Source organism: Ureaplasma ceti (genome assembly GCF_040369755.1).
Classification (GTDB): Bacteria; Bacillota_I; Bacilli_A; order Mycoplasmatales; family Mycoplasmoidaceae; genus Ureaplasma; species Ureaplasma ceti.
Map to the genome: position 1 here is coordinate 83,026 of NZ_BAABQM010000002.1, position 17,698 is coordinate 100,723.

A 17,698-nucleotide genomic window follows, 5' to 3' on the forward strand; every position below is an offset into this window, starting at 1 on the left:
ATGGCTCTTCAACCATAAAGATTTTGTTTTATTAGTACACAACATCTACCGCTGGTGCATCAATTTTTTCTTTAGGCACTGACGTTAAGTTTCTTGCTCAGTGTGAATATTTGAAAACCAGCGCACTGGCAATCATTCTTAAAATTTGTTCACATTGAACTAAGAAGATGAAGGCTACCGGATCCATAAATGATAATTTTCCCGTAAAGGTTAAAATAGCCATGATAACGGTTCAAATCCCCATAATGACCGAGTCACAAAGAACCACTAATTTGGTACCACCTGTTCTCACAGAGTAGTAGAAAATTGAGAAGATGCCTTGAGATAGAACGATTGGCATTAAGACTCATTCCATTTTCATAGAAAGTCAGTTTAAACCGTTTACGTCTAGATTTTTCATTCCAACTTTAACTGGATCAATGTCTGCATCTAAAGCTTTATTAATACCCCATGAAATACCAAAGATTAATAAGCTTAACGTAACAGACACAATAAATGATCACAATAACGATCTTTTCGCATTTAATTTGGCTTCAGCAATTTTACCTTCGCCTAACGAACTACCTACTAATAGAGAAGTAGAAGCAGCCATTCCTGGTCAAATTACGTTAGCAAATTGCATAATTAAAGTAACGTTTGTTGTCGCGGGTTGGATGTTACCATACATGTCTGTGTTATGACTGTAACGCAAGATAATAATGGTTTGCAAAGTGGCAAAACAAGCAAATAAGAAGTCATTCATAAATGAGGGAAAACCGTATTTTAAGGTTTTTACTCAAACTTCTTTCTCAATTCTAATATTTTTAAAAATGTAAACTGGCTGATATTTTTTAACAGCAATGTAAATTAATAAAAATATTAATTGAGCAATCCGTGCTAAACCATCAATAACTGCAACTAATACAATCGCTAATCATGGATTAGTTTTCGTTAAAATAATGGCGATTGGGTCAAACACCAAACTAATCACAACCCCAATTAAAGAACCAATAAATGAAATACCAGCTCTTTCAGTAATTTGTAAAGCATTAGAAATTGCTTCTGAGAAAATTAACGGAATAAAGGTTCACGTTAACATTCTCATATAAATTGCCCCATAGTCCATAGCACTTCTTAAATCAGCGACATTTGTGTTTTGGGGAATTCCACTAGTCATCGTAATTAATTCTTTAGGAATTGCTGCTAACAGCACCAATAACGGAAGCATTAAAATACTTGCACTAATAAATGAGTAGACGATAATTTGTTGAGTTCTGTGGTATTCATTACTACCAAAATATTGACTCAACATAACAGTGATTCCACTTAATCAAGCAGTTAATACGATAAAGGTAAAACTTAACACAGGGTCAGCTAACCCTAAACCAGTTTTAACTAAAGAACCATCTGTACAAAAGGATGCTAAGTAAAAGTTATTAATAAAAATAACGAAAATTGCCGCTAAGGCTTGCCCTGAAGAAGGTAAGAAAAGTTTGAAAAATGTTTTAATAAATTTGCGGTCACCACAATAGTAAGTAAAACCTTTTTCGCGGCGTTTCTTTTGGTTAGGCTTAACAGTATCCATCTCAGCCAAATTAGCTGGATGTTCCGAACCATTATCACTCGGTTTGAACCCGGTTGATTCGGACGAAATGTTACTGGTACCAGTAACATTTTTCATAGCCATAGTTAATTTCCTCTCTTATAAAATAAGTTAATTATACATTACTCTCTCTGTTTATTATTTTACATTACTAAAAATAATAAAAAGAGACACTTAACAGAGTAATTTGCCACCATTATTACTAATAATTTTTTGATAAAGAGTTTTGTTTTATGACGTTGAACTATTAATCTTTTTATAGCAACAAGTGTTATATAGCAATTCAGCCCTTACATTAAAAAACCTTCATAATGGGTTAGACCATTATGAAGGTTGGATTTTATGGATTTAATTCTATTAATATATTACATCAACAGCAGTTGCACCAATTTTTTCTTTTGAAACAGCTGTTAAGTTTCTTGCTCAATTTGAATATTTAAAGACGAGCGCGCTCGCAATCATTCTTATAATTTGTTCACATTGAACTAAGAAAATAAAGGCTACTGGATCCATAAATGATAATTTACCAGTAAAGGTTAAGCATGCCATAATAATAGTTCAAATCCCCATAATCACAGAGTCACAAAGGACTACCAATTTGGTACCACCTGTTCTCACAGAGTAGTAGAAAATTGAGAAGATACCTTGGGACAAGACGATTGGCATTAAGACTCATTCCATTTTCATAGATAGTCAGTTTAAGCCGTTGATGTCTAAATTTTTCATTCCCACTTTTGCGGGAACCACATTCGCATCTAAGGCTTGGTTAATACCTCACGAAATACCAAAGATAAGTAAACTTAAAGTAACTGAGACAATAAATGATCATAACAATGATCTTTTCGCGTTCAATTTGGCTTCTTCAATTTGACCATCACCTAGTGAACTACCTACTAATACTGAAGTCGCAGCCGCCATTCCCGGTCAAATCACATTCGCAAATTGCATAATTAAAGTGACGTTAGTTGTAGCTGGTTGGATGTTGCCGTACATATCAGTATTATCACTATAACGTAAGATAATAATGGTTTGTAAAGTTGCAAAGCAAGCAAACAAGAAGTCATTTGTAAATGATGGAAAACCGTACTTTAAAGTTTTGGTTCAAACTTCTTTTTCAATTCTAATTTTTTTAAAAATATAAACGGGTTGATGTTTCTTTACAGCAATGTAAATTAGTAGAAATGCTAATTGTGCAATCCGTGCTAAACCATCAATCACAGTTACTAAGATAATAGATTCTCAAGGGTCACCCTTAGTTAAAATAATAGCAATCGGGTCAAAAATAATACTAATGATTACCCCAATGATAGAACCAAGGAAAGAAATACCGGCTCTTTCAGTAATTTGTAAAGCATCAGATAAACCCTCTGAGAAAATTAACGGGATAAAAGTCCACACTAACATTCTCATATAGATTGCTCCGTAATCCATTGCGTGTTTTAAGTCTGGGGTGCTAGTGTTCATCGGAATCCCACTAGTCATCGTAATCAATTCTTTAGGAATAGCAGCTAATAATACCAATAACGGTAACATTAAGATGCTATAACTAATAAACGAATACACCACAATTTGTTGTGTCCGATGATATTCGTTACTACCGAAATATTGACTCATCATGACAGTGATACCACTTAATCAGGCGGTCAAAACAATAAAGGTAAAACTTAAAACCGGGTCGGCTAATCCTAAACCCGTTTTCACTATTGATCCATTTTTGCAAAAGGATGCTAAGTAAAAATTATTAATAAAAATAACAAAGATTGCTGCTAAGGCTTGTCCTGAAGAAGGCAAGAATAATTTAAAAAAAGTTTTTATGAAGCTACGGTCCCCACAATAGTAGGAAAACCCTTTTGGACGACGTTTCTTTTGGTTAGGTTTTGTGAGATTATAATCAGTATTCACTGACTGGTTCGAATCACTGTCGTTTGGGTCTACACCTGTGGATTCGGATGAAATGTTACCGCTGTCGGGAACACTCTGCTCGGCCATATTGTAATTCCTCTCTTATAAAAGTAAATTTAATTTTGTGTATACTTCCATTATTCTATTATCTTACAATACTTTTAGAAATTTGTAAAATGATAGAAAAAGAGTTGCAACCTACACCAGTTGCAGCTCTTTTTTAAATTATGTTATTTTGTTTTTGCGTTTTTTTCAAAAGATTCGTACAATTCTTTGTTAGCTTCAGTTTGTGCTAATGGTTTTTGACCTTTGAAAATTTCGTCATAAATTTCTTGGTATTTTGAAACTAAGTGGAATTTAATGTTCTTTCTGATGTCTTCTGGAACATCTTCTAAGAATCTTTCGTCATCAATTGGTAAGAAGATTTCTCTCACACCTGCACGGTATGCTGAAATAGTTTTTTCTTTTACCCCACCAATGATACCGACTTTACCTCTTAACATAATTTCCCCAGTCATACTGATTGTAGTTTTTACTGGAATGTTTGTTAAAGCAGAGATAATTGCAGTTGTTAAAGTTACCCCAGCAGATGGACCATCTTTTGGAATACCCCCAGCTGGTACGTGTACGTGAAGGTCAATATCCTTAAAGATATCTTCATTAATACCGAAGTGTTTTGCGTTTGCTTTTACATAACCTAAAGCAACAGACACTGATTCCTTCATAGTTTGTTCAAGGTTACCAGTTACTACAATGTTACCTTTACCTTTGAAGTAAGTAGCTTCGATTGGCAATAAATCACCACCAGCAGCAGTGTAAGCCATACCGTTAACAATACCAGGAATTTGGTGAGTTTCTTTCATTGTTAAATCGAATTTCTTTTTACCTAAGTATTCTTCGACTACTTCTTTAGTAATAACTTTAGCACCCTTAGTTTTTTCTTTAGCAGTTAATTTTTCTACTAAATATTTTCTAACGATTTGTTGAATAATTCTTTCTAATTCTCTGACCCCAGCTTCTCTAGTGTAGTAGTTAATGATGTGGTCAATTGCATCGTCATTGAATTTCACGTCTTTGCTTGTTAAGTTAGCACCGTCTAAAACTCTTTTAATTAAGTGAGTTTTAGCGATTTCTTTCTTTTCGTTAGCTGTGTAACTTGATAATTCAATCACTTCTAAACGGTCGATTAAAGCGTAAGGAATTTGGTTGTAGTAGTTAGCAGTGGCTACGAACATCACGTTTGATAAGTCGTATTCTTCTTCAATGTAGTTATCACTGAAGTGTGAGTTTTGTTCTGGGTCTAAAACTTCAAGCATAGCACTTGATGGATCGCCCTTGTGGTCACTACCCATTTTGTCGATTTCATCAAGTAAGAATAATGGGTTAATCACACCCGCTTTTTTCATACCCTTGATGATTCTACCAGGCATTGCACCTAAGTAAGTTTTTCTGTGACCTCTAATTTCAGCTTCGTCTTTTACCCCACCAAGTGAAACTTTCACGTACACTTTGTTTAAGGCTTCAGCGATTGATTTAGCTAAACTTGTTTTACCAACCCCCGGAGGACCAACTAAACAAATAATTGGACCACGAGCTTTAGGGTTTTGGGTTCTCACAGCTAAGTATTCTACGATTCTTTGTTTTACTTTAGAAATACCGTAGTGGTTTTTATCTAAAACTTCTTGAACGTTGACTAAATCATGGTTGTCAGCACCTTCTTGTCATCATGGTAAATCTAATAATCAATCGATGTAAGCTTTTGTTAAACTTGCTTCGTTTGAGTTCATTGACATTTCGTATTTAGCTAATTCACTACGCACTTTGTCTTTAATGTATTGTGGGTAAGGGAATTTTTCTAAACGTTTCTTGATTGATTCAGTTTCGTCATCACGGTTACTGATTTCACCAAGTTCTTCTTTGATAACTCTTAAACGTTCACGTAAATAGAATTCTTTTTGTTGTTTTTGTAAGTTATCGTTCATTTTTTGATCGATAACGCCGTTCACTGATTCTTGAATTTGTGTATCACCCTTTAATTCAAAGATGAAATCAGACACAACTCTAAGTTTTGCTTCTAAAGTTTGGGCTTCTAAAATGTCTTGTAATTTTGTAAATAATTGTGGACCAGACATTAATGAAACAGCTAGGTTGTGGATTGCTTTTTCTCATTTAATTTTTTCTGGTTTTTCGTTTGATAATTCTTTTTCGAAAGCAGACATTAAACGAGCATCAAAATTAATGTTATTTTTAGTGATAAAAGCTAAGTCAGATTCTAAGTTTTCTTTAAATGCATCTGTCACTTGGCTTTCCACTTTCACTGGAGTGTAAGAAGCTACAAGTTCTACTGGTGCATCTAAATCAGCTGGTTTGACTAATTCAACTGTTTCTTTACCGACAACAGTAATTTTTCATTCACCAGGGGCAGTTTCGACTGCTTTTTTAACTCTTACTAAAGTCCCGATATTAAAGATATCTTTGTATTTTGGACTATCGATTTCAAGTTCTTTTTGTGCGACAAAAATTAGTTCTTTTTTATTTGGTTCTACTAAAGCCATTTGTAAAGCTTTAACAGATTTTTCTCTGCCTAATTCTAAAGTTTGTTCTACTCCTGGTAAAACAACGCTACCTCTAGTAACTAGTAATGGTATTTGAGTGTTCAAGTTCAATACCTCCTTTGACATTTATATAAATAATATCACATTATTTAACCTTTTTAGCACTCTTATATAATGATTGCTAAAAATGTCTGATGCAATGAGAGAAAAAAGAATTTAGATATTCTAAACGCTTCCATCCATAAGCACTTTTAGGTATCTAAATCCTTCTTAATTTAGTAAATTGATTGGTTATTGTTTAACAATTAGTGTTGGTGGTTGTGTTCTTCAGCTTTTACTTCTTTTACAGGGTTAGCTTTGTTTCATTCGATTAATGATTTCACAACTTTATCGTTTAATAATTGTTCTTTAAGAGCTTCTAAGTTGCCTTTAATTTGTTTCTTTAAGTCTTCTACTGACACGTTGTAGATCTTAGAAACACCTTCTAAGTATTCTTCAACTTCAGCATCGCTTACTGAAATTTCTTCTTGTTTAATGATTTGTTCAACTGCTAAAGCGTATTTTAATGATGTAATAGCATCTTTAGTTAAATTCATGTCGAATTGTTCTTCAGTTGTGTTGATGAATTTTAAGTATTTTTCTAAATCTAAACCTTGTTGTTTTAATTGGTTGTTTAACATAGTTTTGATTTTTCTCTTTTCTGCATTAAGCATTGATGCAGGAATGTGAGATACTTCTGTGTTTGCAACTAAGTCAATGATTAAATCGTTGTTTGCTCTGTCTTTGTAGTTTAAATCGTATTGAGCTTGTAATTGTTTTTTAACGTATGCTCTGAATTCTTCTACAGTAGCAACACCAGCGATGTCTTGAGTTTTAATGAATTCTTCGCTGATTGCTGGGATTGTTTGGCTCTTCATGCCGTTTAATGTTACTTTGAAGATTGTTTTTTGACCAGCTAATGATGGTTCTTGGTAGTTTTCTGGGAAAATGATTTCTAATTCTCTAGTTTCACCTAAGTTCATACCTACCATTTGGTCTTCGAAACCTGGCACGAATTGGTTTGTACCGATTTCTAATTCGTAGTTCTTAGCAGTTCCACCAGCAAAAGCTACACCATCTTTGAAACCTTCGAAGTCGAAAATTGCGATGTCGCCTTTTTCTAAGCTACCTTCAGTTTTGTCGATAACTTTCTTTTGGTGTCTTAAGTATTTGTTGATTTCTTTGTCAATGTCTTCTTCTGACACTGTTTCGTGTTCGTTTTTAATTAAACTAATTTTTTTGTAGTCACGAACTGTTACAGTTGGGAATACATCGTAAGTTAATGATAATTCAAGTTCTTCTTCGTTAACTTTAAGTACGTCTACAGTTGGAGTTTCGATTAATTCGATGTCTTCTTTGTTGAATTCATCAGAATTTTCTAATTCTTCACGAGTTTTTTCGATTGCTGGTTCTAAGCTACGAGTAGCTAAGTCACCGAATGAAATGTATTTCTTAGCAATTTCAAAAGGTACGTGGCCTTTTCTAAAGCCTTCAACTTGTACAGATTTTGCTAAACTTAATTGTTTTTCTTTTAAAGCATCAGCTCAAACTTTTTTGTCTACTTCAATAATGTATTTGATAGCTTCTACTTCTTTTTTGATTTCTTTAATTTGCATATTATCACCTGAATTTTTATCTTTAAATATTAATATGTTTTAAAAAGTTATAGCCTTAACTCCCATAACTTTTAAGAATATTGTTTAAATTATACTAAATAAACGCTAGTTTTTTGCAAAAATTAGCACTTATTCTTTACGACTGCTAATTATAAGTCGCCGGCTTCGTCTTCGTCAAAACTACGAATAACTTTTTCAACTAAAAGATCATCTTCAGTCATTGTGCTACGGTCAGCATCGACCATATTAATTGAATTATTAATTGAATTTAAAATGGCAAATGCTAATTCTTCATCTGATGAGAAGGGGAATGAAGGGAAGTAGTGGTACGCTGTTGCGTTTAGAACATCTAACGCAAAGTTTTGTAGCACTGGGTCTTTAAATGTTTCTTCATTAATAATTTTGCCTGCTTCATCATAAGGTTTTAAAGCGTCTAAAGTTCTGTAAGTAGTTGGTGATAGTACAATATCATCATCTACGTTAGCGTTGTAGAAAATGAACTTTTCGTCCACATTGTTTTCAGCTAATGCATCTAGAATAAAGAACTTGTTCAAGTTTTTCATATTCTTATCTTGTAATCATAGTTGCATAATAGCTAGTTGTGGTTTTTCTAATTTGTCTCCGTATTTTTGAATAAATAATTCAAATAAGAAACTATTAAATTTACCACCACGGTTGATTTCGACTAACATGTCGTTTGCAGACATGTTTTTAATGTTTTCGTCAATCGTTTTTAATTTTAATTCTCTTTGATAAGAATAGAACATATCACTTAGCATATCTTCGTATTCATAAGGAATGTAAGGTTGTTCTAATTCTTCTTCAATTCTTTTTAACGCCCCATCGTAATTTTGGTTTTGTCATTCTTCTGTAATAGAAGCGATTAATTTATCGTAATATTTGTTCACTTCTTTGTCGTCGTGAATTCTTTCAATTGGTTTTTTATCCATAACGTTTATTTACTTCCTTTAGAAATACGGTATTGTTTTTTAATAAGTTCGTTACTGTACTTTTTGCTAATAAATTTATCAAAGTAATGGTTTTTAATTTTCTTAGATAATTTTTCTTCTACATCACGAATAATATCCACTAAGTTTGGTGGATAGTTATATTTTTTGGAATTCTCCAAGAATTCATTAATGTCAACTTCTCGTCATTGTTGGTGAGCATTGATTTTGAAGTCTAAATCAAAATCATAATATTTAATAGCACCCTCTTCAAAGATGTACGGACTAGATAAATTGATGTACAAACGGTTACCTTCGTCTTCCACTGTCAGAATGAAATTAAACCATTCTTTGTTCGAAATAAACCAAAAAGTGTCTTTATACATTCAAGAGCTAAAGCAACGAATGGAATTTTCTTCTGAGGATAACACCCTTGTTTTGATTAATGATAAAACCGTGTAATCATCATTAATTTCAATAATTGTTGGATATTCTCACGTACGGTAAAGTCAACCATTATATTTGTAGGCATGGACCATTACTTTGTCTCCAACCTTTAAATAGGATTTTCAAGGATTAATTTTGTTATTTAACACGAATCATTACCTCCCTTGTCATGCCTTGTTGTTGACGTTTTCAGTTGAGTTGAGCTTTGTATTCTACCAATAAGGTTTTAAAGTTAAAAGTGTAGTAGCTGATTCATAACACTACAACAGTTAGTATTCCAAAATTAATACTGTTATAAACAGCATTAAATCTAATACTGTAGTTTCACGTAGCACTATAAAATAGCACACCAGAAACCGTGTTTCAAAACCACATTTGGATAAAGCTCACCACTATACCTATAATGATTCACCCAAAACTTCTTCAATAAGTTTTTCGTAAAATTCACTTACTAATGAATAAAAAAATCCACCAAGATCAACCTGTAAATAAGTAGTCAAAGACGGGATTGCCGCTAAAACCAAATATTAACAAAATTACAGGACTCAGTAGATACAAAATGGTTTTGTACTTGACTAAAGGAATAAAAATCATTCCTAAAATCAACGGTAAGTATTGTAATTGCAAACTATAACCCTCAATAAATTTAAAGTAGTGGGTAATCAGCTTACATACAATAATAAAACTTAAAAAAACTGCTGTTAAACCTAAGTTGTAAATTTGGTTTGCAATCGTGGGTTTAACGCGCACTTTCTTTTGCATTTTCATCATTATGATTATTTATGACGGTAAGTGATGATGCCTTGAGTTAAATCATAAGGACTTAATGAAACGTCAACTTTATCACCTGGTAAAACTCTAATTGAGTTCATTTTCATTTTTCCAGATAAAGTACATTTAATAGTCATTTCGTTTTCTAAAATAACATCAAATTTTGATCCTGGGTAAATTTCAGCGATAGTACCTGACATTTTAATTTTGTTTTGATCCATTTTTTCTCCTAAATTTTTTATTTATTTTGATTATAAGAAAGCGTTTTTGCTCTTCTTTAATTTATAAATAAATTATCTTCTATAAGTTATCTTATAATAGTTTACTAAATTTTTAATAGTTTACTCACTTTTTCCGTGATATAAAAAAAATAAAAACCTAGATACCTAGGTTTTTAATTAAAAGATGGGGCGATTAACGGGGCTCGAACCCGTGAAAATACCTGAGTCACAGTCAGGCGTGTTAACCAACTTCACCATAACCGCCATATAACTTCTTAATTATACAATAATTTAGAAAACTTTGCAAGCTTTTATATAAACTAAATGGTTTTCGTAGAATAGATATGTATATTATACCTTAAAAGAACATTATAAAAACCTTATCACATCCTGTGTGACAAGGTTTTCTTAACAATTTAATCGTTCCATATATGGACTAATAAAAAACTATTTTCCTTTGTGAGAAGTTTCTTCTTCAATTTGAAGATCATCGTACATATATGTAAAACTTAAGTATTTATTAAACATAATTTTCTCCTTAAACTTACATATTTCTACAATTATTAAAATTTGTATTCTTATAAATATAACACACTTATCAAAAAAACGCAAGTTATTTTTTATTTTTTTTCAACAAAATGAAATGGGGGTTTAAGTAGTATTTTTTAGTACAAAAAAAGAAGGAAGCTAAATCCTTCTTTTTATTATTATTCAGAAACTAAATTTTCATCATTTAAACTAATGATTGTAGTTTTATCTTCCCTGTTAGGAATGTTGTCGTATTCATTCAAGACAATAAAGTCTGAACGACGTCCCTTGAATTCTTTTTCAATTTCAATGCATGTCTTCGCAAATTCAATTGAGAAGTATAACAGTGATACAATCCCAATAATAAACATCGGGAATGATCAAGCATCTAACATAGGGAATGTGGTTCCACTTTGAAGTTCTAAACCACATGTAATAATTGCTGTTAAAGCAATGGCTTGTACTACCATTAATCTTACTGATTCGAAAGCAGTTGGATATCTTCTTTTCATTACTGATGCGATGTTGTTCATCATGCTGGCTGTTGAATAGAACACAGCATAAACAGAAATAAAAATGTATGATCTTGATTTTGGATAAAGAATCATTGATGCTAAACCTGGTCCGTTCATGTTTTGACTAGATAATAGCGACACAATTGAATATTTTAAGAACTCTTGTAGTTTTTGTGTTCCGTAAGGATCGGCTTCAATTATGTTTAAAATTTGGTTGACATAAGATTGGTCAATATTTTTCTTTTGTGCAATTTTCATTAGCATAAATGATAAATTTACTTTGTCTAAGTCAATTGTGCTTCAATCTAATTGTGAGTTTTTCGTATAGAACGTTGATAATGGTTCTACGGTTCATCTTAAACCAATAGCAATACCAGCTTCAATTAAGAAGCAAGTAACAATAATTACAATAAACGCCACAAACATTTGTTGATATTTAATTTCAATCTTTTTTCTCAAACCAAAGAACATCATCGCGTCACCAATCCCGTAACAAAAGAACGGAATTAAGTACACATAGTTATATCAAATTACCCGACCGTATTGGTAGCCCATTGGAACAACTGATTGCATTGTGTCAGAAATAACTAACCCCATAACAATTAAAGCAACCGCTTTAAAGATTTGAATAAATAAAATGGTGCTGGCTAATTTCATTGTTTGTTTAATAACGAATAAGATTTCTCCAGCTTTGAACTTAAACTTTGAGTATCTTAATTCTGTCGTTAAGAAAACATATACCGATAAAACAATTGCAACAATTAAAGAACCAATTGTCATTCCCAATCCCGTTCCCATTGCTTTGATGTCATTGTTAGCTTTAGGTGTTAATGTTAAGATTGCTGACATCCCCACAATTAATAAGTTAGACAAAATCATTACAGTGATAGAAATCTTTTGTCCTTTGTAACTATGGATGAAAAGGATTAATAAGGAAATGAATGGTGATAAGAAAATGTAACCTGCTAATGTATAGATATAAACGTAAGCAGATTTTTGGGAAATTAGGGTGTTAACGTGGTCGTTAGCAAATTTAGAATACGCATAGGAAGGGCCGACAAATAACGGCACTAACACTAAGCCATAAATTCACGTAATCACAATAGCTACGAACATCATATCCCCTTGAGATTGACCTTCAACTTTATCCGATTTAGTAAACTTCATTTGGATTAAAGTATAGGTAATCGCAATAGATACGGACCAGCCAATTTGAACATAAGCCAATTGGAAGGCGGTTACGTACCCAATCCCAATTACATAGTATGCTCCGTCGCCAGGAATAGTGGCAGAAATCATACAGATAGCAATCGGGACAAAACCGTTAATAAACCAGAACACAATGAAAATCCAACTTTCCTTAGCAAATCTGGTGATTAACTTGTACGCCATCTTATTGTGTTTTAAAAAACCTATCATATTTTTATCTAAATATTTGGCGAACCCCTTTCAATGAAGATATTCTTTAATTATAAATTAATATTTTTATGTTTAGGAAAATTAAAGGAAACACAAAATTTAGACTGAGAGCTATTTTTTAAAGTTTTAGACAGAAAAAAAGCCTTAATTTTCATTAAGACTTTTTAAAGTTAGAAACATCTAATTATTTATTAACTCTTAAAACTGCTAGTAAAACTAAAGAAGTAATAATTATCTTCTAAGGTCACTTTAAAACCGTTATAGTCAGTCTTTTGCATCTTTTTACATAGTTCACCTTCATCGTTTAAAGACGGAATCGTGAACTCAGTAATGTCAACTTCGGGAGCCACAGTAATCAATTTAGTGTTTACGCAATTTTTAATTTGGCACTTTTCCATAATATATTTATCTAATAATAGTAAAGTTTGACTCTTATCATAAAAATTTAACTTTACTTTGGCCAAATTACTTTTCACCATTAAAAATTCTTTTAAGTTGTGACTAGTAATGTCAACAGTCACATCTTCAGAATTACTTTCAAACAATAAAACTTCTTTTAAATTAGAAAATAACGAAAAATCTAATTTTGGTAATTCTAACCCCACAATATACAGTCTTTCAACGGAATCTGAATAACGGTTCACCAAAATTTCAGCTTGCGTAGCATCAATTTCAGAACCAATAGCTAAAACCGCTTTGTATTCTGGAAATCATCAATCATTTAAATCCATAGTTAAATCGGTTTTTTTATTTTCGTTGACTAAAATAATTTGTTTATAAAACTCTAAATTATCTTGTTTATCAGCATTAATATTAGTCAGTAAACTAGTTACATTCACATCTTTAATTAATCCACGATCATTTAGTGTGGCCACAGATGAAAAAATTGCTAAACATTCGCATTCTTTACTTACATTTGGTACATCAAACGAATCAATAATACTTTGTAATACGTAAATCTTTTCAACTTGAGCTAACGGACTGGTCAAGATATTCTTAATAAAACTCTTATCAATAAAAATGTATTTTAAGTTGTGAAAATCTCTTAAATCTAGTTCTATTAGTTGGGAATTATGAATCAAGATAGAATTAATCGTGTCAGGTTTTTTGATTAGTTTTAAATCAAGATAGTTGTCGTTAACACTACTTAATGATAAGACGTTTTGTTCAATAGTTAGATTCATGCATAACTCCTTTAAATCTCTATACAAAATTATATATTTAACTGGTGTACTTCTAAAAGAAAAAAAGTTTAGAAACCTTTTACAAAGGCTTCTAAACACTTTTCTTAATCAATATTACTGTCAATTGGTAAAACGTTTACTTCAGCAGAGACCGGTACATCTCCTAACATTTTAGCCCCTTGTTCGAATTCTACAAATTCTTGTTGAGCTTGTTCGGCTAAATCTTGTTTTTTAGCTAACAAGTCTTGTAATGCTAATTTCTTGTCATGTAATTGAATTTCTAAACGATAAATTTCTTTATTCTTTTCGTTTTTCGCTTCAAAAATAGCAGGAATAAATGACATTGCAATAATCACTACTAGAATTACAATTAAACAAATTTGTGATACTAATGATTCGTAGTGATCAGGGTGTAAGTGGTTTCATTGTACGTTAATAATTAAGTTAGCAATTGGTTCCATAAATTGGAAACACATTGCGAATACAGTAATTGTACAACTAATAATAGCACTTACCATTTTGACATAATCAGACTTTAATTTTGGATTTTGTTTATCTAATGTTTTCTTTCTGAATCAACCTAAAATAGTGATACATAAGAACATGAAGGTAATAACTGTTTGTCAGTTAGAAATTAAGTCAATAAACATGTATAAGTAGGCAGTTTTTAGATATGCACCTTTGTAGTTGCTAAAGCCTGCGTTACTTGCGGCTAACGGTCCTACTTGGTAACCTAAAGCGCCCACAATAGTTAAGACTGTCGTAAAGAATGTTACTACAATCAATAAGTAAATCATACCAGCGACAGGTTTTCTTAAGTTATTTCATTTAGCTAAATGTTTAGCACCTGGAACTTCTCTGTTTCTAATTAATGTTTGGAAGAATAAAGAGAATCACATTGCATAAGCGTTTACTTCGGTTAAGATACCGACAGAAATTAATAACGACATTAAAACATATACTCAAGCACATTTTTTAGCGACAAAGAATAACCCAACTTTAGTTCAGTCCCCTTTGTATGCTCCTAATATAATACTTAAGCTAATAGCTAAGTATAAAACGGTTACAGTAATTAAACCAAATAAGATAACTAATGAAATTTTCTTTGGTTGTTTTAATTGTCCTTGAATACCTACAGCCACATAGAAACCATCATAAGCATAAAAGATGGCTGACATACTCATTACAACCCCAATAAATGGGTTTAATAATGTGAATGGTTTTGGTGCAGTTACACCAAATCTGTTATTCATGTTGTCTGGGTGGTATAGTCATGTTGATTTAGTTGGATCGTCTTTTGGGGTTAAGTAAGCTGGGTTTAAATCACCCTTATTTAAACCTAATACGATAAATCCAATTAAGAAGGCAAAGGCAATCGGAATGAATTTAACATACATAATTGACATGTTAATTTTGTTACCAGCGTTAACCGATAAACCAGATACCACAATAAAGAAAGTATTAATAATTGTTACGATAATTAAAATACTTCATCACGGCATGTCCATTACGTGTTTACCGAAATCACTTAAGATTAGTACATGGTTTACTGGGTCAATCGTGGCTCCTACATAAGATAGCCCGCTTTGGAAACTTTGGCAAATATAAACTGGTACTACGAAGAATTTTACAGGAATGAAAATAAATGAGTAAAAGTTCTTATTAACCTTATAGAAGAACAAGTTGTTAAAGGTGTGAGTCCAGGACACAATCCCTAAACTATCTTGTTTCCCTTGCGCGGCCACATCAATTAACGCGATCCCCATCGCGATTACGGCAAAACCCGCAATAATTCAACATCCTAACGATAACAGAATAGAGTAGTTAACGTTAGACATAATGGTACCAGCTTTAAAGAAAATTCCGGTACCCACGCAACTACCAATTACCACTAAGATAGCTGCAAAAAATCCAATTCTTTTTGGTTTAGAGTCTGTTACTCGGTACTCTTTTTTTAATCCGAGAGTTTTTCGTTTCGAGGTTTCTTTTATATTCATTTTGACCTTTCTATTAAAATTGTTAGTTTCTTTGGAATTTAAGAGTTCTATTGTTCAAACTTATTCTTCGTCAATTACAATAAAATCTTTTGCTCCGGTTTCGTCATCATAATACTTAGATTGACGGTCGATTGGAGGTAGTTCTGATAACGATTTAATACCGTATAAATCGTAAAACTTTTGTGAGACACAATATAATCATGGTTTACCAATAGCGTCAGATTTTTCTTCAGCCTCAATTAAACCTAATTCTACTAATCTGTGTACAGCGCCAGCAGAGTCCCGACCCCGAATTTTATCAACCGTACCTTTAGTACATGGTTGGTTGTAAGCAATTACAGACAGTGTTTCTAATGCTGATTCTGATAATGGCTTTCTAGTTTTTTGGTTAATTACCTTACCGATTTGTTCGTTATATTCCGCTTTCGTAACAAATTTGTAACGATTACCGTATTGCACTAATAATAACCCTGAGTTTTTATTGTTGTGGTAAAACTCCATCATTTCATCTAAAATACTTTTCACTAGTGGGACTGGCAATTCAGTAACCTTTCTAATGTCATAAAGATTTAACCCATCTCTACCTAAAACATAAATACTAGCTTCAATCAATGATCTAACTTCTGAAATATTGATGTAACGCCCGTTAGGTTCGTACATCTTAGCAATTTCTTTTCTTTCTTCTTCTGTTTTAGCTAAATGTTCTGCGGCTTCAATAATTTGTTCGTCAGCCACGTGTTGTTTTGCGTCCATTGTTACATCCTCATTTAAAGAAGTGAATTGATCTGGAATGGTTTCACTTTTATGAAAAACTACTTCAAATTTACCAAATAAGTTTTCTTTGTTGTAGTCTTTTTTGAATTGTTCCATTGTGTATGACGCAGTTTTATCCGTTTCTTCAACGTCTTCTGCATCATCTTCTAATTCATCATCTTCTTCCTCTTCATCATCTTCGTATGTAGCAGCAATTAATTCTTCATCAGAAACGTCACGAGGATTTAATTTAGCGATTAAATCTTCAAATTCGTCCACTGTATCTTCTTGTTGCATCACTTTAGAAATTGACTCACTTAAATCGTTGTCTTTTTTAAAATTGTCTCCGCTCATTGTTATTCTCCGATTAAATCATTTTTAATATTTCTAATGAATTCATCAGAAATACCTTTGTTGTATAAAATATGGTCACTCACTTTCAAGAATAAATCTTGGTTACGTTCTTCCATAACAATATTAGCTTGGTGAATTAACGATAAAATTACAAAAAACAACATACAGTAGTAATCGATGTTTCTTTTTGTAAAGTTAATTTCATCAAAATATTGTGACAATAATACACCATCTTTATTCACGATTAAGTAGGTAATTAAGTCATGAATAACTTCACTCACTGAATACTCGTGGTTTTGGATGTGTAAGTCAATCGGCTTTTCTAGTTGTTCTTTAATAGACTGACGGTCTAAAATACTTTCAAAAATTTCTTTTAATTTTTCGACATTAATTCTTTTTGGCAATTTACCCATCGGAATTTCTGCAGATAAATATTCTTCAAATTCTTCAGGATCTTTATCGTAATGTAATTGTCTTTGCGTTTTTAATTCATTTAATAACGGAATAGCATTCTTATACATTTGGTGTTCTAATAACCGCTTAATAAACGCTTCTTTTTCTTCTTCTAACGTTCTGTTATACTTAGTTAAATTGTTTGCATAATCGGGCAATAAACTTCTCGTTTTTAACTCAATTAAATAAGCAGACATGTTTGCATAATCACTAAATACTTCTAAGGGTACTTTAGTTTCCATTAACATTACGTAAGCTAAAAATTGGTCGGTTAATTCTTTGATGTCGATGTCACGAATATCTTTTTTCTTTTTTTGAATCAAATCTAAAAGAATGGTTAATGAACCTTGGTATTCGTCTTCTAATGAGGGGCTAAACTCATATAAGTCTTTGTTGTCTTCTAGTGTCATAGGAT

12 protein-coding genes, 1 tRNA gene and 1 pseudogene are annotated in these 17,698 nt (G+C 32.1%); all 14 read right to left on the reverse strand.

The annotated features are described in order from the left end of the window. Positions 1-31: 31 nt before the first annotated feature. The gene (locus ABWU82_RS01685) at positions 32-1,666 is read right to left on the reverse strand and encodes an MATE family efflux transporter (RefSeq protein WP_353289781.1); all 1,635 of its coding nucleotides are present in this window, start codon (positions 1,664-1,666) and stop codon (positions 32-34) included. A 273-nt stretch (positions 1,667-1,939) separates the two neighbouring features. Then, on the reverse strand, positions 1,940-3,571 hold the full coding sequence (locus ABWU82_RS01690; RefSeq protein WP_353289782.1) for an MATE family efflux transporter: 1,632 nt from the start codon (positions 3,569-3,571) through the stop codon (positions 1,940-1,942). A 215-nt stretch (positions 3,572-3,786) separates the two neighbouring features. Continuing rightward, positions 3,787-6,144, reverse strand: a pseudogene (lon, locus tag ABWU82_RS01695) (endopeptidase La); the annotation flags it as partial. Positions 6,145-6,344: 200 nt separating this feature from the next. Beyond that, positions 6,345-7,694 (reverse strand): trigger factor, encoded by a 1,350-nt coding sequence (gene tig, locus ABWU82_RS01700; protein ID WP_353289784.1) that lies wholly within the window; start codon positions 7,692-7,694, stop codon positions 6,345-6,347. Positions 7,695-7,843: 149 nt separating this feature from the next. Continuing rightward, positions 7,844-8,644 (reverse strand): DUF3196 family protein, encoded by an 801-nt coding sequence (locus ABWU82_RS01705; RefSeq protein WP_353289785.1) that lies wholly within the window; start codon positions 8,642-8,644, stop codon positions 7,844-7,846. Between the two features lie 5 nt (positions 8,645-8,649). Then, positions 8,650-9,237: a DUF402 domain-containing protein gene (locus ABWU82_RS01710; RefSeq protein WP_353289786.1), complete on the reverse strand. Its 588-nt coding sequence runs from the start codon at positions 9,235-9,237 to the stop codon at positions 8,650-8,652. Next, the gene (locus ABWU82_RS01715) at positions 9,227-9,463 is read right to left on the reverse strand and encodes a hypothetical protein (protein WP_353289787.1); all 237 of its coding nucleotides are present in this window, start codon (positions 9,461-9,463) and stop codon (positions 9,227-9,229) included. The genes ABWU82_RS01710 and ABWU82_RS01715 overlap by 11 nt, the downstream gene beginning before the upstream one ends. A gap of 401 nt (positions 9,464-9,864) precedes the next feature. After that, a complete protein-coding gene (infA, locus tag ABWU82_RS01720) occupies positions 9,865-10,080 on the reverse strand; it encodes a translation initiation factor IF-1 (RefSeq protein ID WP_353289788.1) in 216 nt (71 codons plus the stop codon). Positions 10,081-10,265: 185 nt separating this feature from the next. Then, a tRNA-His gene (locus ABWU82_RS01725) sits at positions 10,266-10,344 on the reverse strand. 443 nt (positions 10,345-10,787) lie between these two features. Further along, entirely contained in the window at positions 10,788-12,422 is a 1,635-nt protein-coding gene (locus ABWU82_RS01730) for a hypothetical protein (RefSeq protein WP_353289789.1), read from the reverse strand. A 311-nt stretch (positions 12,423-12,733) separates the two neighbouring features. Next, entirely contained in the window at positions 12,734-13,726 is a 993-nt protein-coding gene (locus ABWU82_RS01735; protein WP_353289790.1) for a hypothetical protein, read from the reverse strand. A gap of 104 nt (positions 13,727-13,830) precedes the next feature. After that, positions 13,831-15,723, reverse strand: coding sequence for an APC family permease (locus ABWU82_RS01740; RefSeq protein WP_353289791.1), 1,893 nt, complete (start codon positions 15,721-15,723; stop codon positions 13,831-13,833). Between the two features lie 60 nt (positions 15,724-15,783). Beyond that, positions 15,784-16,830, reverse strand: a complete 1,047-nt coding sequence (gene scpB / locus ABWU82_RS01745) for an SMC-Scp complex subunit ScpB (protein ID WP_353289792.1) — start codon at positions 16,828-16,830, stop codon at positions 15,784-15,786. Positions 16,831-16,832: 2 nt separating this feature from the next. Next, entirely contained in the window at positions 16,833-17,693 is an 861-nt protein-coding gene (locus ABWU82_RS01750) for a segregation and condensation protein A (protein ID WP_353289793.1), read from the reverse strand. Positions 17,694-17,698 lie beyond the last annotated feature (5 nt).